The organism is Streptomyces sp. NPDC002386 (genome assembly GCF_053593175.1).
On the sequence record NZ_JBSFBX010000014.1, the window covers coordinates 116,474 to 135,116 of the forward strand.

At 68.5% G+C, this 18,643-nt stretch carries 13 protein-coding genes; 3 read left to right on the forward strand and 10 right to left on the reverse strand.

The window, feature by feature from the left end:
- Window positions 1-13: 13 nt before the first annotated feature.
- Entirely contained in the window at window positions 14-958 is a 945-nt protein-coding gene (locus ACWCPN_RS26380) for a serine/threonine-protein kinase (RefSeq protein ID WP_389301044.1), read from the reverse strand.
- 845 nt (window positions 959-1,803) lie between these two features.
- On the opposite strand from ACWCPN_RS26380, the gene ACWCPN_RS26385 reads away from it, so the two are divergent.
- Window positions 1,804-2,718 carry a YceI family protein gene (locus ACWCPN_RS26385; RefSeq protein ID WP_451210777.1) on the forward strand — a complete coding sequence of 305 codons (915 nt, stop codon included), beginning with the start codon at window positions 1,804-1,806 and terminating at the stop codon, window positions 2,716-2,718.
- A 337-nt stretch (window positions 2,719-3,055) separates the two neighbouring features.
- Here the strand turns inward: ACWCPN_RS26385 and ACWCPN_RS26390 are convergent, their stop codons facing one another.
- The 3 genes from ACWCPN_RS26390 to ACWCPN_RS26400 form a co-directional block, all read right to left on the reverse strand.
- Entirely contained in the window at window positions 3,056-3,199 is a 144-nt protein-coding gene (locus tag ACWCPN_RS26390) for a hypothetical protein (protein ID WP_393434133.1), read from the reverse strand.
- Window positions 3,200-3,753: 554 nt separating this feature from the next.
- A complete protein-coding gene (locus ACWCPN_RS26395) occupies window positions 3,754-3,879 on the reverse strand; it encodes a hypothetical protein (protein ID WP_351668917.1) in 126 nt (41 codons plus the stop codon).
- A gap of 57 nt (window positions 3,880-3,936) precedes the next feature.
- Window positions 3,937-7,143, reverse strand: a complete 3,207-nt coding sequence (locus ACWCPN_RS26400; RefSeq protein WP_451211040.1) for an RHS repeat-associated core domain-containing protein — start codon at window positions 7,141-7,143, stop codon at window positions 3,937-3,939.
- A gap of 1,587 nt (window positions 7,144-8,730) precedes the next feature.
- Between ACWCPN_RS26400 and ACWCPN_RS26405 the strand changes: the two genes are divergently transcribed.
- A complete protein-coding gene (locus ACWCPN_RS26405) occupies window positions 8,731-8,946 on the forward strand; it encodes a hypothetical protein (RefSeq protein WP_365124048.1) in 216 nt (71 codons plus the stop codon).
- 361 nt (window positions 8,947-9,307) lie between these two features.
- Here ACWCPN_RS26405 and ACWCPN_RS26410 read toward each other — a convergent pair whose 3' ends face one another.
- The 6 genes from ACWCPN_RS26410 to ACWCPN_RS26435 all read right to left on the reverse strand — a co-directional run bounded on the left by ACWCPN_RS26410 (window position 9,308) and on the right by ACWCPN_RS26435 (window position 17,143).
- On the reverse strand, window positions 9,308-10,297 hold the full coding sequence (locus tag ACWCPN_RS26410; protein WP_451210781.1) for a hypothetical protein: 990 nt from the start codon (window positions 10,295-10,297) through the stop codon (window positions 9,308-9,310).
- A gap of 453 nt (window positions 10,298-10,750) precedes the next feature.
- Window positions 10,751-11,995: a L,D-transpeptidase gene (locus ACWCPN_RS26415; RefSeq protein WP_451210784.1), complete on the reverse strand. Its 1,245-nt coding sequence runs from the start codon at window positions 11,993-11,995 to the stop codon at window positions 10,751-10,753.
- Window positions 11,996-12,571: 576 nt separating this feature from the next.
- Entirely contained in the window at window positions 12,572-13,969 is a 1,398-nt protein-coding gene (locus ACWCPN_RS26420; protein WP_451210787.1) for a GH1 family beta-glucosidase, read from the reverse strand.
- Entirely contained in the window at window positions 13,966-14,841 is an 876-nt protein-coding gene (locus tag ACWCPN_RS26425) for a carbohydrate ABC transporter permease (RefSeq protein ID WP_451210790.1), read from the reverse strand. Before ACWCPN_RS26425 ends, ACWCPN_RS26420 begins: the two co-directional genes overlap by 4 nt.
- Window positions 14,834-15,820, reverse strand: a complete 987-nt coding sequence (locus ACWCPN_RS26430) for a carbohydrate ABC transporter permease (RefSeq protein WP_451210793.1) — start codon at window positions 15,818-15,820, stop codon at window positions 14,834-14,836. The genes ACWCPN_RS26425 and ACWCPN_RS26430 overlap by 8 nt, the downstream gene beginning before the upstream one ends.
- A 6-nt stretch (window positions 15,821-15,826) precedes the next feature.
- Entirely contained in the window at window positions 15,827-17,143 is a 1,317-nt protein-coding gene (locus tag ACWCPN_RS26435) for an ABC transporter substrate-binding protein (protein WP_451210796.1), read from the reverse strand.
- Window positions 17,144-17,338: 195 nt separating this feature from the next.
- Between ACWCPN_RS26435 and ACWCPN_RS26440 the strand changes: the two genes are divergently transcribed.
- Entirely contained in the window at window positions 17,339-18,628 is a 1,290-nt protein-coding gene (locus ACWCPN_RS26440; protein ID WP_451210799.1) for an ROK family protein, read from the forward strand.
- Window positions 18,629-18,643: the final 15 nt, after the last annotated feature.

Below are 18,643 nucleotides of genomic sequence, written 5' to 3' on the forward strand. Positions count from 1 at the left end.
GGACTCGTTTCGGCTAACGCGGCATGATCGGCCCTTGGGGCACCAGGAACGGCCGCCGGGGATCCTCCGGCGGCATCCTCCTGGTCGCCAGCGCGGGATCGGGTACCGGCAGGTGCGCGGCGAGGGCCGTGTAGACCTCCGCCGCACCACCGGGACGATCCTCGCACCGCTTGGCCAGCAGTGCGTGCAGCAGGTCCTGCAGCGCGGCCGGGGCCTCGACACCGCGGTCGGCCAGGCGGGGAGGAGGCGCGGTGAGGTGCTGGGTCACCAGCTCGGCGGGGACCCTGCCGTAGAAGGGCGGCCGGCCGGTGAGCATGTAGTGCAGCAGACACCCCACCGCGTACAGATCGCTGCTGTCGTTCAGGGGGCTGTCGCCGGCCAGCAGCTCCGGCGAGGCGTAGGACACGTTGCCGAGTGTCTCGCCCGTCATGGTGAGCCGCGGGTCGGTGTCGGACAGGACCTTCACGAGTCCGAAGTCGAGAATCTTCACCAGACCGCTGGTGGACACCATGACGTTCTGGGGCTTGAGGTCGCGGTGCACCAGGCCGGCGGCGTGCGCGGCGGAGAGACCGGAACACAGTTGCGCGGCCACGGAGACCGCGGCCGGCACGGTCAGGCGCCCGTCGTCGGAGCCGTCGACGACGTTGTCGAGCGTCGTCCCGTCGACGAGTTGCATCACCAGGCAGCAGACGTCTTCGGTGACGGCCGCGTCGTACACGGTGGTGATGTTGGCGTGATCCAGCCGAGCGGCGGCTTTGGCTTCCCTCTCGAAGCGTGCCAGGGCGGTGGGGCGCCAGTCCGGCAGGGCCAGGAGATCCGCCGCGACGGTCTTCACCGCGACAGGACGCTCCAGATACACGTCCGTCCCCTGCCAGACGTGCCCCATCGCACCTCTGCCCAGGACCCCGTCCAACCGGTACCTGCCGCGCAGAACCCTGCCCGCAGCGAACTGCTCCACGTCCACGTCCCTCGGTGAGCCCAGCGGTGTTCCAGTGCACGAACCGGCAGGCCGGAGGCTCCCCTCTCAGCGGTCCGCGTGCGAGAAGTCAACCAGCCTCCGACCCGGGTGAGAAAACCGGTCCGTTCCCTTCCCCGCGTCCGAGCAAGCGGGAGGAGCAGGATTCCTCCACGCTTCCGTCAGCCTTTTGCACATCCGGAATGTCGACGCGGCACATGGCAGGGGCGTCCCGGGCGGCGCCTGCCTTCAGACAACACGGGGCGCGCAACGGTTGCGGAGAGGCGGGTGGACGTTATCGATTCCGTACCGGGGCGTGCCCATGCCGTGCCCCGGTGCCTGGGGGTCGCTTCCCGCCTGCCCTCGCGTACGCGGCCCGCCGGGCATACGCCCTGTCGACGGCTGCCTGGTGGAGACCAAGCACGTGCAGGGCCCGAACTGCACCAAGCGCAGCGGCTCCTACGCTGGCCCGCCGGTTCGCCCGGCGGCCCGGCGCGCCGTCGGGGCGGACGGCCGCGGCGCGTGTGGCCCTCGTGACGGATCCGCGAGGCACCCGTGAACAAGGGCGTCGTTCGAGGTGTCCTTCGCCACAGCACTGATGCAAAGTAACGGCAGTCGGCCACGCCCGCGCAGCCCGTGATCACGGCGTTCCACGGCGATTCAGCACGGCACACACCCTCGGTCCGGCTCACCGACGGCGACAACCCGCCCCAACCGTCCTCCTATGATCGTTGAACAGTTGACATCATCGCGCCTGCAACCAGCTTCAGGCGTGCATGGGCAACCGCGGAACACGACGCAGTTACGGGGTCCCGCGGTGGCGACACGTACGAGGAAAGGTGAACAGCATGGCCCTCGGACTGCTCCGGCGTCGGCGTTCCCACGACGCTTCCGGCACCGCGCCGGGCCTGGCGGTGCCACTGCCGGCCGGCGCGGGCGCGTACGGCTGCGAGGTCGTCGATCCCATGGGGCAGCCGATGCCCGGCGCCGAAGTCACGGTGACCGCGCTGGACAGCCACCGCGTCGTTGCGCGCGGCACCACGGACCCGTACGGCTTGTTCATGGCGGCACTGCCACCCGGCGCCTACAGCGTGATGACCTCGGCGGAAGGCCTCACTCCGGCCCGCAGCAACGTCGACATAGCCGCCGGCGCCGTGCTCCCCCCGGCCCGCGTCGCGCTCCTTCCGGCCCGTCAGCTGGAACTCCCCCCGGCCGGCACCTGGTTGTTCGATCCGCCGCACACCGCGATCCGGTTCATCGCCAAGCACGTCGGAATGGCCCACGTCCACGGCCGCTTCACCCGCTTCACCGGCGGCATCCGCGTCACCCCGGACGTGACCGACTCCCAGGTCTCGGTGCGCATCGACGCATCCAGCATCGCCACGGGCAACAAGACCCGCGACAACCACCTGCGTTCGGCCGACTTCCTGGACGTCGAGCGCTACCCGTACATCGACTTCACCAGCAACCGCTTCGTCTACCGCGGCGGCTCCCGCTGGACCCTGAACGGCACGCTCACCATGCACGGCACCAGCCGTTCGGTGGGCCTGGACACGACGTACCTCGGCACGGTGAACGGCGGCTACGAACAGGAGCTGCGCTGCGCGGCCCTGGCGAAGGCGGAGCTGCACCGCGAGGACTTCACCCTCAACTGGCGCTCCATGCTGGCCCGCGGCATCGCGGTCGTCGGCCCGACCGTACAACTCGAACTGGACGTACAGGCGATGTACCGCAACGCCGAGACGCCTACGCCGCCGGAGTAGGAATGCGCGGGCCGATCGAGGGTGTCCGAACACCCTGCCACCCCGATGCGGAGTCCGATCACTAGCTGCTCCTCGTTACCGCTCCGGTCGACAACTGGGCGTCACCGACCGCCGCCACGAGCCCGGCAGATTGGTGTGGGCGGCCGTGAAGGTGTCGCAAGCCTCAGCCGGTCGGCGAGGTGGAAAGTCGAGGCGCGCGCCGGGGCGCATCGAAGGCTATGAAGGATTCTCGTCGGGAGGGAACCGGTGGCGGAGCGCGCGGGACTCGCCCCAGCCGGGCACGGCGGCCAGCGCCCGTCGAGCGTCATGCCCAGCGGGATCGGCGCGCCGCCCGGCGCTACCTGCCGCGTCGCCGTCGCCGGTCCCGGGTGTAGAGGCCGAGCGCGACGAGCCCGAAAAGGACCCACAGGCCGACGGCCAGATAGGGGGACCAGGAAGGCCCGTCAGGCCGGTTGTCGGCCAGTAGGAGAAGTCTGTGCACGCCGATGCCTCCTGCTTCTTGCCATTCGACCGCGACAAGACCTGTGGCTGCGAGAAATTCCACGATCATGGGCAAGATTCCTGGCCACCAGGGGTGAGCCCGCCGCTGCCGCTGGAGTCACCGTTCGCCATACAGACAGGGCCACAGGACTGGCGTACACCGATCGATGAGCAGTGGGCGGAGACCTGGGAAGGCTCCGCCCACTGCTCATCCCTCACCTTCTACTTCCTCCTGCGAGCCTGCACGACTCCGAAGACGATGAGAGCCACAATGGCGATCCCGAACAGGAGCCAGAGAGGAACACCGTCAAGGCCCTTGTAGGCCAGTGACGTTTCAGCGGAACGCCGCACGAGAGCTCCTTCGTCGGAGACATAGGCACCCCCCTTGTCGACGGTGTCCATCACCTGAGAGGTGTGAAGGCAGGGGTTCGCCTCTCCTGGCCTGAGGGGTCGGGCCGTGGCGCACCACGGCCTCGGAAGCAGCCACTCGCAACGTCGACCTATTCTGGTCGTCACAGCGGCTCTCTTCACGTCCCAGGCGTTGGCGCGCCATTGTCATTTACTGCGCAGGCGCACGACGACCACCGCCAGAAGCAGCACGACGATCACCACGAGAAGCCATGTCGGAAGGGCCCCCGCCAGCGCGCCGCGAGCCATTTCCACAGAGTTCACGCTGTTCATCCAGTCTCCTACGGTCACGTCCGGGACGGCTCGACGAGCCGTCCCGGACTTCGGCTGTCACAAGGCCTTCAGGCCGGCCTTGGTGAGATCCTTCAAGTCCTTCGCGTCGCCCAGCCAGTTCAACGCCTCTCCCGCGTTCTGGTCGACGTAGTCACCGACTGCCTCCACCGCCACGTTCTGCGCGCACCCCTCGCCGAATGCGGCCAGAGCTCCCACACCTGTCTCCGTCACGCCGGTGGCCAGACCGATGAGCGTCGATTGAGCACCGCCCTTGACGCACTCCATCCCGTACTTGCCCCAGTCGAGGAGCCCAGAGGGGTCGATGCGGTTGACGGGGTCGCCCTCGGCGTAGAGGTAGGGGTTCTGTTCCTGGCCCGAGGGGTCGGGCTGGGTGAAGCGGCCGACGTTGGCGTCGTAGTAGCGGGCCTGGAGGTGGTAGAGGCCTGTGGGGTCCTGGTAGTTGCCGGCGAAGCGGTAGGGCTGGGCGACCGGTTCGGAGGACTGGGCCAGGATGCGCACTCCGCGGGGGCTGTAGGTGTAGGTGTCGACCTTGTTGCCGTCCACGTCCACCAGACCGATCACCGATCCGATGGCGTCGGTGAGGTAGTAGTAGCTCTTGCCCCCGGTGGTCATGGAGTTCAGCGTGCCCCCGGGTTCGCGGTTGAAGCCCATGTCCACACCGGCGGTCGACTTGGCGGACAGGCCCAGCGGACCGTTGTGGAAGTAGGTGTCACCCAGGCGGATGCGCTCGCTCTGGTCGGTGGAGCCGTACTGCCCGGCGTACGCCTTGCCGTTCACCGTGATCGAGGACATCTGGGAGTAGTCGGTCCAGGTCTCCCCGGTGCGGGTGTAGTCGTCGGTGGAGGCGCCGGCGGTCTCGTTGCCGATGGCGTCGTAGGACCAGCTTCCGCTGGTGCTGGACTTGGCGGTGAGCTCCTGGGCGTCGTTGTAGGTGTAGGTGGTGCCGCGCGGGCAGCCCTGGTCGGTGCCCTGGGAGGTGAGGTTGCCGGCCAGGTCGTAGCAGTACTGCCAGGAGTCGGCGATCGTGCCGTTCTTCTCCTCCTCGGCGTAGGAGAAGCGGCCCGCGCCGTCGTAGGAGTAGGTGCGCTTCAGGCCGGTGACGTTGTCCGTGCTGGTGCGGATCTTGCTGCCGTCGGTGGCGGCGTTGGTGCCGTAGCCGTAGGTGTAGCCGAGGTCGACCAGGGTGCCCTGGTCGGAGGTCACCTTGATGGACTTCGGGCGGCTGGAGTCGTCGACGTCGACCTTCTGCACCGTGCCGCCGGGGTAGGTGGTGGAGGTGCGGACGTCGTTGTTGTTGTACGCGTACTTGGTCACCGCGCCCTGCGGGTCCTTCAGCTCGGTGAGCTTGTTGACCTCGTTCCAGGTGTAGTCGATCGTCCCTGCCGGGTCCTGGTAGTAGTCCACGTTGCCGGCCGCCGTGTAGGCGAGCAGGGTCTGGGAGCCGTCCTGGAGGTGGCGGACCGTCTCGCGCTGCAGCGGGTCGAAGTCGTACTTCACCGTCCCCGTGCCGTCCGAGCGCTGGGTCAGGTTGCCGTCGCCGTCGTACCAGTAGCGGACCGTGTCGTTGGTGGAGGAGACGGTCTTGATGCGGTCGCGGTTGTCGTAGACGTACACGCTCTTGATGCCGCGCGCGTCGGTCATCGTCTCGGTGCGGCCGAGGGCGTCGTAGGTGTAGGTCGTCTTGTCCAGCGGAGCCGGGGGCTTGGCCCAGTCGAGGTTGCCCTTGGCGTCGTAGTGGAAGTCGGTGGTGACCGTCTTCGTCGACGTCATCTTCGTCTTCTGCGCGCAGCGCTGGCCCTCGAAGCCGCCGCAGTTGGGCGTGGCGGGGTTGTAGTCGTAGGAGACGCTGCCGCCGCCGGTGCCGGTCTGGGCCACCGAGGTCGTGTTGCCGACCGTGTCGTAGGTGAAGCTCGTCTTCTCGCCGTCGGCGTTGGTGGAGTCCTTCGGGACGTCACCACCGGCGATGGTCTGCCAGGAGTTCACCGTCTTGCCGCCGGTCGGCATGGCGACGGTCTCGAGATTGTTGCGGGAGTTGAAGCCGTAGTCGGTGACCTTGCCCGGGGTGGTGCCCGAGCCCATCGCGTCCGTGGCGGTGTCGATGTTGTGGTTGGCGTCGAACTTCGTCGCCCGCTTGTGGCCCAGCGCGTCGGTCACGTCGGTGACCTGGCCGTCGCCGTCGTGGTCGTACTTCGTCGCGTGCAGTTCCGGGTCCTTGGCCGTGGTCGTGCCGGCGGCCGTCGGGGAGGTGGCGCTGTAGGTGTACGTCCAGGTCGGACCCGTGCTGCCGGAGGCGTTGAAGCCGGTGGCGCGCAGCATCGAGGTGACGCGGTTGGCGTCGTCGTAGGTGAAGACGGTGACGCGGCCCTCGGCGGTGGTGATCTTCTCGACGCGGCCCGAGTCGTCGTAGCCGAAGGTGACGGTCTTGCCCTCGGTGTCCGTGGTGGTGGCCAGGTTGCCGCTCGAGTCGAGGTTGTAGACGGCGGTGCGGCCGGTGTTGTCCTTGGCCTGCCACTGCGAGGCGCTGGTCGCTACGAGGTCGATCCAGCGGCCCGAGCGCGTCTCGGTGAGCTTGAATCCCTTGTTCTCGCCGCTCTCGTCGTGCTGGGCGACGGTGATGCTGCCGTGGTTGCGGTCGGTGACCTTGATCAGGGAGCCGTTCGCGTCGTACGTCTCCTTCGACCCCGACTTCCACTTCGACAGCGTGTAGGTGCCGTCGGAGTTCTTCTTCAGGTCCTCCGAGTAGCCCTTCGGGGTGGTGAAGGTGCCGTCGCTGTTCTTGGTGAAGCGGACAGTGGCACCGGAGGCGTCGTAGAAGACCACCTCGTTGCTGAAGAAGGACAGGTAACGCTCGTACTGCTGCCACCAGCGCTGCGAGACCCGGCCCCACGGGGCGTCCAGCGAGTTGTACGTCCGCGCCAGTCGCAGGCTCTGTCCGACACCGGCGATGTCGAAGTCCGTCGCCGTCAGCATCAGGTTGCCGGTGGAGTAGTCGATCTTCGCGTTAAGGGAGTCGGTGATGGCGAAGCCGGTGGAGCGGTGCCAGGGAACAGCGCCCTGCCCCTCCGGGACGAAGACCACCAGTGACGCCTCCGAGGCGACACCGGCGTGCTTCTTGCGGCTCGAAGCGGGACCCTTGGCGTGGGCGCGCTGCTCGCGCAGCCACGAGTCGTACGCGGCACCGGTCGGGCTCTCCGTCGGCTCCGACTTCACCGGCCGGTTCGGGCCGACCTTGACCGGCGGCATCGTGAAGTCGGGGCTGCTCTTGCCCCACTTCGACACCGGTTTCCCGTCGGCGGCACTCGCGGTCGAGGCCGGCAGCACGGCCGCCGCCAGGGCCGCCACCGTCACCGCTGCCACCGCTGCGGCCGATCCTGATCTCTTCCGGGCATGACGAAGAGACGTGCCGAGGGCACGTGTGCGCATGGCTTTCCCCCACAAGAAGACAAGCGCCGACAGCCCCAACGGCCACCGGACCTGCACAAGTTGTCAGAGAAAACAGGCAAAGATCGACACGGTTCCCGTCGATTCCGTTCACATGCGGACGAGAATCAGCCTCTCCGGTTCAGTGACCCAAACGGCGCGAAGTAGATAGAACCACGTCACGTCGACGAGCTGCAGGAGTCGATGGTGCGTTCGACTCCCGAGACCAATGGCCGAAAACGACAACCCCCCGCGTACGTGGCGCCGATCAGCCCACATCCACACAGTGAACCGTTCGCCAGAGGCGGGCAGGAAATGAGGAGCTTTCTCATCTGCGGATGTGCCGGTAGAGGCCTTGCGGTGACAGATCGGCACCGGCGACCAGCGCGGACAGCAACGGCTCGTTCGCAGGTGTACCACCGTCGACCAACAGCAGGATCTCTCGCTGGTCGTCCGGATGAAGTCGGGGCAGTTCCCCGTCCAGTCGACGGCTCAAGTCTCCCCAAGTGACCGCGGTTCCGGCACGTGTCACGTCATGGAGAACCGCGCGTACCCGGGCGGCGAGAGGACGAAGCGCGTCCATGGGCAGTTGTTCAGACGCTCGGCCTCTTTCCGACTTCGGCAGGCTTTTGGAGCGGCGGCGACGGAGTCGGTCAATCTTCTCGAGAGCGGAAGCGAGTTCGGTCGTGGTCAGCGCACGCCTGCGCGTTCCGAGGTCCTGGATGATGGCCCGTACGGCCTGGAGCGAGGGATCGACGGCAGGCTTCGGCTCCTGGTCTCGCACTCATTGCTTGCAGTCACGCATCAGGCCAGTGACCGCCTCGCGGTCTCCGGGTGGGGGAAAGACGCCAGGCGTAGACGGGTCCCATGTCACTGCGGACCTGCTTCGCCCGCCCGAGATCACCGGCCTCGCGGGCGGCACGGAACTCGTCGGCCATCCGATCAAAGACCTCACGCGCCGCAGTGTCGGAAGCCTTGGCCGGTTCGGCCCCTTCCTGGTTTCCGTGACTCCGATCGGACGGTGCCACACGCTGTGCGGGGAGGGCTCGGTGTGCCCACTGAAGACGCTGCCGGTGCGCCCTCCAGACGTCGGCCGCACGCACCTCGTCGGTCCAGTGAGGCCAACCGAGAGCCAGGAGCACGGAAATGCCACGTCTTCCTCACGCGCATCAGCGGACCGCGGCTTCCACGAACACCAGCCGATTGCACATCAGTTGATGGTCAAGTAAGGTTTTGGAAGTTCAGCAAGTCCTGTTGATTCAGGCACTCCATTGGCGTTCTCGCCTCACGCGATCTGATCGCGGCCAGTCGACTGCAGAGCTTCGGCCTGCCCCACGTCACTGGGAAGCTCTCGCATCGGCGAGTCATGCCCGCGTCCGGCGAGCATGTTGATGAGTCAATGGAGGAAGATTGTCGACCAACCCTGCTCCGCAGGTGCCCAACCGCTCGGTGTACAGCATCACCATCGTCATCCTCGTCTCCCTTGTGGCTTCCCTGGGCGCCGCCCTTGTCATGATGGCTCTCGGTGATACCCCTCGCGGCATCCTCGGGAGCAGCGGCCTGGTCCTCATCAGCGTCTTCGGCGCCGGTATGAAGGTGCTGGACCACACCAAGCACAACGCATGAACCAGCCCGGGGGCGGCCTCCACCGGGCTGCCCCCTCCGTCCGTGTCCGCGAGTCGGACCACTATGTCCACGTGGATGACATCGGCTCCTCGCTCCGGCCGTAGATACCTCGCAAAAGCAGCCGGAGCGGTGCCGACCTCTCACTGGGAACAGTGGGCCGTAGTCGCCGCTGAGGCCTGTGAGGCTGCCGCCCGGCGGCAGAGGACCGCAGGTGACGGGGACCCCGCTCTGGGGTGTTTCCACGCCAGGGGCCGGAGACACCGCGAGCGGGCGTCGTCAGCGCGCCTTCCGTACCCTGAATGGCCGGAATCCCGATCATGACCGTCGGACCAGTGCCGGGGACGGTAGGGCGGTCGAAGGTTCACACGCGGTGGAAGACATCGAGTGGGCCGTATGCAGTCGGCTTGCTGTCGGCCAGCTCAGGGTGGTCACCCACGCGATCCCGGAGGATGCCGACGGTGTCGGGCCACACGGTGAAGTTCCCTCCGTCGCCGACGAGGATGCGGTCCCAGTCGTGGGAAGCCGAAACGCCGGCTCGGTCGATGACGAACCCGCGGCAGAAGGCCGCATCCTGATCGAGCGTGCGCACCAGTGCCGCGACCGCCTCTTCGCGGTCCGACACGGGGACGTCTGTGAGGCGCAGCGTGATGCTCTGCGTCGTCTCGTCCGTACGTCGCACGATGCCGCTCAGAGACTGGTCGCAACCCTTCCAGCAGGTGAACTCGCACTTGGGGTACCGATCGTCGGCCAAGGCAGCGGCCAGGGCTTCGCCATCGCCCATCAGCGGCTCACGGTTTCCGACCGGCGTCTCACGGAACCCGAAGAGAGCATTGGTCAGCGGGTGCACGGCGGGGAGCCCGGCGTCCTCCAGATGCGTAACCAGTCGATGGGCATGCGCGCTGTCCAGTTTCGGCACGTACCAAGTGAAGAAGCCCGCAACCTTGGACGGGGCCCCGGCGGGGGCGTGGTCCGGGAACTCCTCCTGGAAAATGTGCCTGGCCCGTTCGTCGGGCACGACAGGCACCGTGTAGTTGTTGGTCCGGATGTGCTCCAGGAATTCATGCGGCAGGGCAGCGTGGTGACGCCGTACGTAGTGCGTAAGATCGACGGGCCAGAGCCAGGTGCCGTCCGTCATCAGGGATCCGGAGCCCACGATCCACTCTTCGCCAGTGAGAACGTCGCGCTCGGCGCCCATCGTGGAGTAGATCTCCAGGGCCGATCCCAGGTAGGCGAGGACACGGTCCTCGTCCCAGGGCCCACTGTCCTGTACGGCGTTTCGCAGCGACGGCGCATCGTCCGCCGTGGTGGCCCGACCGCCGATCTCCCGGTAGAAGCCCGCTCGCTTGGTCATTTCCACTCCTGTGAGCCTGCCCTGGTGGGCCATGGGCAGGTGGGTGCGCCAGCAGCCAGTGTTGCCGATAGGGCCTGGTTGAGGCCGAGCTGGGGGGACGTTCCCACCTTGCTCGTGGGGGCCGTCACGGGCACACCGAGCTCGTTGGCGACGGACTGCGCCAGGGGCATCTCGGGCGGTCTCGCGTCGGCGCCGGAGTAGCAGGAGATGAGGCGCACCGGTTCACCGTGGTAGTTGGGGTTGCTCCGGATCGCGTCCGCGATGTGGTTCGGATGCACCTCGCAGTCCGTAAGGGTCTTCTCCGCGGCGTTGATGCGGCCGGGGACGAAAGGCGGACACCTGGAGGCAGGGCCCCTCGGGTGCCCTGAAAGCGCCAGGCGGCGGCCGACTTGGTGTCGACCGCCGCCTGGCGGAGAGGACGCACCCTCACGGGCGCGGAATCGGGTCCGGCGGTCAGTTGGCCGCGCCGCCCGCGACCCACTCGCTCCACGGCACGTTCCAGTCGCTGAGGCCGTTGTCCGGCGCCAGCTTGGTCTTGTCGTCGGAGTTCTTGACGATCACGACGTCGCCGATCAGCGAGTGGTCGAAGAACCAGGCGGCGGGCTTGGTGCTGTCACCGCCGCCCCTGACGTCCTTCAGGCCCACACAGCCGTGGCTGGTGTTGACCTTGCCGAAGACCGAGTCGGCACCCCAGTAGTTGCCGTGGATGAACGTGCCCGAGTCGGACAGGCGCATGGCGTGCGGCACGGCGGCGATGTCGTACGAGGGCTTGCCGTCCTTCTCCGTGAGGTTGACGCTCGCGGCGTTCATGCGGATGTGCCGGAACTTCTCGGAGATGACCATCTGGCCGTTGTACGTCGGGTGCTCGGGGCTGCCGGAAGAGATCGGGACGGTCTTGATCTTCTTGCCGTTCCGCACGACGGTCATCTGCTTCGTCTTCGCGTCGACCGTGCTGATCTGGCTCCGGCCGATCTTGAACGTGACCGCCTTGTGGACGCCGCCGACGTTCATGTCGACGGTGACGGTCGAGCCGGGCTTCCAGTACGTCTCGGGGCGGAAGTCGAGACGGCCGTCGTTGAGCCAGTGGCCGACGACCTGCTGGCCGCTGCTGGAGCTGACCTGGATCTCCGATTGCACGGCGGCCTTGTCGGTGACCGCCTTGTTGAAGGTGACCGACACCGGCATGCCCACGCCGACGGTCGAGCCGTTCAGGGGAGAGACGTGACCGATGAAGTCGTTGGCCGGGGACACCGTGGCGATCGTGGCGTTCTCGGCGGCCGAGCGGCCCCCTGCGTCCTTGGCCTCCGCGGCGACCTGGTACCTGGTCGCCCGCTTCAGCGGGCCGTCCGGCTTCCAGGACGTGCCGTCCGCGGACAGGGTGCCCCGGACCTCGGCACCGGTCGCGACGGCGGTCATGGTCACCTTGGTGAGCTTGCCGTCACTGACGGTCACCCTGACGGGGTCGTCGATCCCTACGTTGTGGGCGCCCTGCCCGGGCGTGATCTTGATTCGGGCGTCGGAGACGTCCTGGGTGGCGGTCGGGGCCGCCGAGGGCGCGGACGCCCCCGGGGCCGCGGAAGTGTCCGGAGCGGCCGGGGTCGCCGAAGCCACCGGGGTCTGGGTCTGCTGCTGGTCACCGGCGCCGTTGCCGCCGGTGGCGGCGTGGCTGGTGCCGCCCAGAGCCGTCACTGCGAGCACACCGCCGAGTACGCCGGCCGCAGCCACCAGCCTGGTGCGTCGTATTCGTACCGGGGTCAAACTCTTCTCCCATGCCGTTGATCTCGGATTGTCCGGGACGGGTTACCCAGGGGGCACAACCGCCCGTCGATCCACTTATACACATTCACCCACCGTTATCGGGCAAATTGTGCTGAAGGCCACCCGTCGCCGGACGCGGGCACGGCCGCACCCCCCGGGGCCCGGGCCCGGGGCGGGCGACCGGTGAGCGGCCCGGCTGCCCGCCCCGGGGTGTGGCCGGTGTCACCCCTTCTGCTCCACCCGCACCCAGTCCACCTCGGCTGCTGGAGGTCAGGCCACGGTGGACAGGGCGGCGGCGAGCAGGGTGCGCGGGATTCGGGATGGCATGCGGCTCTCCTCGGCGGGGGTGGGGATCCGGCGATGCGAGCTATGACGCGTGCATGACAGTCTGGGGAACGGGTGGCGCGGAACCGGTGGGCGCGGGCTCCCGCCCCCGCGCCCACCGGTCGTCCGGGCCGGACTCAGGCGGCCCGGCGCATCGAGGGGGCCTGAACCGGCCCGGCGTGACGGACGGCCTCAGGCGGCCCGGCGGCTCTGGCCGCGGTGGACGCGGACGATGTCGGCGTACCGGTGTCCGCTGCCCTTGATCGTGCGCACCTGGGTGCGGTAGTCGACGTGGACCAGGCCGAAGCGCTTGTCGTAGCCGTACGCCCACTCGAAGTTGTCCAGCAGCGACCAGGCGAAGTAGCCGGCCAGCGGGGCGCCCTTGCGGGCGGCGGAGGCGCAGGCGGCGAGGTGCCCCTCCAGGTACTCCTGGCGCTCCGGGTCGTCCACGGTGCCGTCGGGGCGGACCAGATCCGGGTAGGCCGAGCCGTTCTCGGTGACGTGGATCTTCCGGGCGCCGTACTCCTCGGTGAGGCGCAGCAGCAGGGTCTCGATGCCGCTCGCGTCGATCTCCCAGTCCATGCCGGTGCGCGGGACGTCGGGGCGGCGGACCGAACGGACGTGTGGCGCGGGACCGTCGGGGTCGTCGGCGACGTAGGCCGGGAAGTAGTAGTTCAGGCCCAGCCAGTCCAGCGGAGCCGCGATGGTCTCCATGTCGCCCGGCTGCTCGGGGAGTTCGACGCCGTACGTCTCGACCATGTCGGCGGGGAAACCGCGGCCGTGCACCGGGTCGAGCCACCAGCGGTTGACGTGGCCGTCGTGGCGGCGGGCGGCCGCCAGGTCCTCGGGGCGGTCGGTGGCGGGGAAGACGGTGGAGAGGTTGTTGACGATGCCGACCTGTGCGTCGGGGACGGCGGCGCGGATCGCGTGGGTGGCGAGGCCGTGGCCGAGGAGCAGGTGGTAGGAGGCGCGGACGGCAGCGGTCAGGTCGGTCCAGCCGGGGGCCATGGTGCCCTCCAGGTGTCCGATCCAGGCCGAGCAGGAGGGCTCGTTGAGGGTGGCCCAGAGCTTGACGCGGTCACCGAGGCGTTCGGCGACGGCCGACGCGTACTCGGCGAATGCCAGGGCGGTGGCGCGTTCCGGCCAGCCGCCGCGGTCCTGGAGCGCCTGGGGCAGGTCCCAGTGGTAGAGGGTGACGGCCGGGGTGATGCCCGCTTCCAGCAGGCCGTCCACCAGCTCGTCGTAGAAGGCGAGGCCCGTGGCGTTCACCGCTCCGGAGCCGCCGGGGACCACCCGCGGCCAGGCGACGGACAACCGGTAGGCGTTGGTGCCGAGTTGGCGCATCAGATCGATGTCCTCGCGCCAGCGGTGGTAGTGGTCGCACGCGACGTCGCCGTTGTCGTCGTTCGCGATCTTCCCGGGGGTGTGCGAGAAGGTGTCCCAGATGGAGGGCGAACGGCCGTCCTCGGCAACGGCCCCCTCTATCTGGTAGGCCGCTGTGGCCGTGCCCCACAGGAAGTCGTGCGGGAGTGCGGCGAGGTCGATGCGTTCGGACACGGAAGTCCCTTCGTGGTACGGGAAGCTGGTCATTTGACGGCGCCGGCCGTCAGACCGGTGACGAGATAGCGCTGCAGGAGCAGGAAGCCGGCCACCACGGGCACGCTGACGACCAGCGAGGCGGCCATGATCTGGTTCCAGTAGACGTCGTTGAGGGTGGAGTAGCCCTGGAGACCGACGGCGAGCGTGCGAGTGGCGTCGTTGGTCATGACGGACGCGAAGAGGACCTCTCCCCACGCGGTCATGAACGCGTACACGGCGACCGCGACGATGCCGGGGATGGCCGCCGGCACCACGATCCTGAGCAGTGCCTTCAGCGGGCCGCAGCCGTCCACCAGCGCGGCCTCGTCCAGGTCGCGCGGCACCGAGTCGAAGTACCCGATCAGCATCCAGATGGAGAACGGCAGGGAGAAGGTGAGGTACGTCAGGATCAGGCCGCCGCGGGAGCCGAACAGGGCGATTCCGGTGGCGTTGCCGATGTTGACGTAGATCAGGAACAGCGGGAGCAGGAAGAGGATGCCGGGGAACATCTGCGTGGACAGGACGGTGACCGTGAAGACGCGCTTGCCCCGGAACTCGTAGCGGCTGACCGCGTAGGCCGCGAACACCGCGATGACCACCGAGCAGACGGTCGCCGCACCGGCCACGATCAGGGAGTTCACGAAGTACTTCGCGAGCGGGACCGTGGACCAGATGTCGATGTACGGGCGGATGGTCAGCCCGCTGGGCAGCCAGCGGAACTTGCCGGTGACGTCGGCGAGCGGTTTCAGCGAGCTGGACACCATCACGTACACCGGCACCAGGACGAAGCCGGTGATCAGGGTGAGGAAGATCCGCCGCGCCCACAGGAAGGAACGGGGCGGCGCCATGGGCGATCCGGGTGTCGCGGTGCCGGGACTAGACATCGGCGGCCCTCCGTCCGCGTGAGGTGAACAGCAGGTAGGCGCCGGTCACGACCAGCAGGAAGAGCAGCAGCAGGACCGACATGGCGGAACCGGCGCCGAAATTCCAGGTGACGAACGAGGCCTGGTAGATGTGGACGGAGATGAGGTCGGCGGCCTCCGGGGCCGCCTTGCCGAACAGCACGTACGGCGTGTTGAAGTCGTTGAACGTCCACAGGAACAGCACCAGGACCAGCACCTGGTTGACGGGTCGCAGCGACGGCAGGGTGATGCGGCGGATCTGCTGCCACACCCCGGCGCCGTCCAGCGCGGCCGCCTCGTACAGCTCCTTCGGGATGTTCTGCAGGCCGGCCATCACGATGAGGAAGGCGAACGGCCAGCCCTTCCACACCGAGACGGTGAGCAGGGCGTAGAAACTGTTGTCGCCGATGAGCCAGAACGACGGCTTGTCGGTGAGGTGGAGCTGGTCGTGCAGCACGTGGTTCACCAGGCCGTTGTCGTGCTGGAACATGAACACCCAGGTGATGACGGCCGCGTAGACGGGCAGCGCGTACGGCACCAGGAACAGGGCGCGCAGCAGTCCGCGGCCGCGGAACGTGTCCTGCATGAAGATCGCGGCGGCGGTGCCGATCAGCCAGCACAGCCCGACCGAGAGCAGGGTGAAGCCGATGGTGACGAAGAACGAGTGCAGCAGCGCCTCGCCGACGGGCGCGTCGAAGTCGATCGACACCTGGTAGTTGCCGAGGCCGGACCAGGGGGCGCTGCCCCAGTCACGGATGTAGAACTGGGTGAGCTCCTTGAAGCTCATCACGATGCCGATGACCATCGGCACCAGGTGGACGAGGAGTTCGAGCAGCAGGGCGGGCAGGAGCAGCAGGTAGGGCAGTCCGATGCGGCGGATCCGCCCGGTGCGGCGGCGGGGTTCGCGCGCCGCACCGGGGGACGTCCGGCTCACCGGCTCCTTCAGAGCGGTGGAGGTCATCTCGGGTCACGCCGCCGGCATCTGCTGCTGGGCCTTCTCCAGCTTGGCCTTGACGGAGCCGGTGGTCACCGCGCGACCGGCGGCGGCGTCGGCGAACAGGTCCTTGACGGCCGTTCCGACCGCCGTCTCGAACTGCGACTCCGAGGCGACCTGCGGCAGAGCCGCCGCGCTGGTGCCGAGGGTGGTCTTGAGCACCGCGTTGGAGGGCGAGTTGAAGGCCGCGTCCGCCTGGGCCCCCTTGACCGGCGGGATGGAGGTGTAGGCCTTGTTGAGGATCTTCTGCTCGTCGTCGCTCGTCATGAACTTCACGAACTTCGTCGCGCCGTCGAGGTTGTGGCTGTTCTTGAAGACGGCCATGTTGATGCCGGCGACCATGGAGTTGGTCTGCGCGCCGGTGCCGGGGGTGCCGGACTGCACCGGTACCGGGGCGATGCCGTAGGCGTCCTCGCTCATGCCCTGCGACTTGAGGTTGGCGGCGGCGGACTGCCACAGCAGCATGGCCTGCTTGCCCTTGGCGAAGTCGCTGACGGACTGGTTCTGCGCGTACTCGGCGTCACCGGTCGGGATGACCTTGTCCTTGGCCATCAGGTCGACGTACTGCTTGACGGCCTCGACCACCTTGGGGTTGGTGAAGTCGGGCTTGCCGTCGGCGGTGAAGAAGTCGGCGCCGTGCTGCTTGGCGAAGACGAAGACGTGGTGGATGTTCTCAGAGACGTTGGCGCCCTCAGCGCCGAGCACGGACTTGCCCTTCGCCTTGATCTTCCTGCCGTCGGCGACCAGCTCGTCCCAGGTGGCCGGGGGCTTGGAGATGCCGGCGTCGGCGAATATCTCCTTGTTGTAGTAGAGGGCGTACGCCATCGAGTACAGGGGCACCGCGGCCGGGTCCTTGCCCTGGACGCCGGTCGAGCCGAGCGCGGAGTCGACGAACCGGTCCCTGCCGCCGATCTTGTTGAAGTTCTCCGCGTCCCAGGGCAGCAGCGCGCCGGTCGCCTGCAGCGAGGCGCTCCAGGTGTTGCCGATGTTGAGCACGTCCGGGCCCTGACCGGAGGTGGTGGCGGTGAGGATGCGGTTGAGCAGGTCGGACCAGGGCACGACCTCCAGCTTCACCTTGATGCCGGTCTGCTTCTGGAACTTGTCGAGTTCGGGCTGCAGGACCTTCTTGTCGACCGCGATGCTGGCGCCCTGGTTGGAGGCCCAGTAGGTGAGCGTCTTCGGCGAGTCGTTGGACCCGCCGCCGCTCGACGAACCGCCTCCGCAGGCCGTAGCCGCGAGGGCGAGAGACATGGTGACGGCGCCTACGGCCGCGGCTCGGATGCTGCGCATGGCTCCTGGTGTCCCTTTCCGGGAGTCGATACCCCTCGGGGCTGGTCGTGAAGGCCGACACCCCGTTCGGCTTCCGAAGCCCCTCATGGCTTAATTTAGGATGTGAGTTAAACCTCAAGAGAAACGCTCGTCAAGGGATCCGGCAGCGGTATCCGGTCCGGCGGGCCGGATTCGAGCGCGAACCAGGGAGGTCGGGTGGCAGGGCTGGGCGGCCGTACGGTGCGTGACCTGCGGCGGGAGAGCCGGGGCACCGTTCTGCAACGGTTGTATTTCGATGGACCGATGAGCCGGCAGGCGCTGGTCCCGGCGACCGGGCTGAGTTCGGGCTCCGTCAGCAACGTCGTCTCCGAACTGCTGGGCGACGGCCTGGTCGAGGAAGCGGGCAGCGTCGGCTCCGAGGCGGGCCGGCCGCGCCGGCTGCTGCGGATACGGCCGGACAGCGGGTGCCTCATCGGCGTCGACGTCGGCGAGACCCGGGTCCGGGTGGAGCTGTTCGATCTCGGCATGCGCGAACTCGCCCGGGCGGAGCGGGCGTTGGGACCCCGCGGCTACGACGTCGAAGCTGTCCTCGACCACGTGCACGAGGGCATCGCCGAGGTGCTCGGCGCGGGCCGGCCGGTCGCCGGTGATCTGCTCGGCGTGGGCATAGGCGTGCCCGGCATCATCGAGGAGGCGGAGGGCGCGGTCGTCCACGGGCAGACGATCGGCTGGGACGCGGTGCCGCTGGAGCGGCTGCTCCGGCGCTCCGGGTGCGGCCAACTGCCGCCGGAGGTGCCGTACTTCATCGACAACGGCGCGAAGACGCTCGGACAGGCCGAGATGTGGTTCGGCGCCGGGCGCGGAGCGCGCAACGCCGTGGTGGTCCTGTTCGGCTCGGGCGTCGGCGCGTGCGTCGTCACGGAGGAGGCGGCCCAGGGACGGGCTGTGGAGTGGGGGCACCTCACGGTACGGGTGGGCGGGCGCCGGTGCCGGTGCGGCGCCCGGGGCTGCCTGGAGGCGTACGCGGGCGCCGAGGCGCTGGTGGCTCGGTGGCGGGAGGCGGGAGGGGGCCCCTCGGCCGGCGCGGACGAGGAGACGGCGCTGACCGAACTGCTCGCCGCGGCCCGCCCCGCCGACGGCCGCGCACCCGACCCGGTGGCGGCCGCCGTGCTTGACGAGACGGTCGAGTACCTGGGCGCGGGCCTCTCCGACCTGATCAACCTCTTCCAGCCCGAGCGGCTGCTGATCGGCGGCTGGGCGGGGCTGCAGCTGGGGGGCGCGTTCCTGGACCAGGTCCGCGAGCACGCCCTCGCGCGGGCCCTGCGGTTCCCGGCGGGACGGGTCGGCGTCGAACTGGGCCGGCTCGGCCCGGACGCGGTCACCGTGGGCGCCGCGGTGCTTCCGCTGGCCGCGTTCTTCACCCGCGGCGGCAGCCGGCCACGGCCACCCGCCGGGCCGGTGCCGTCACCGGCCTGGCGGGTGGCTCTGGACCGGCGGCTGGTGTGAGGAGGGTGCGGGTGT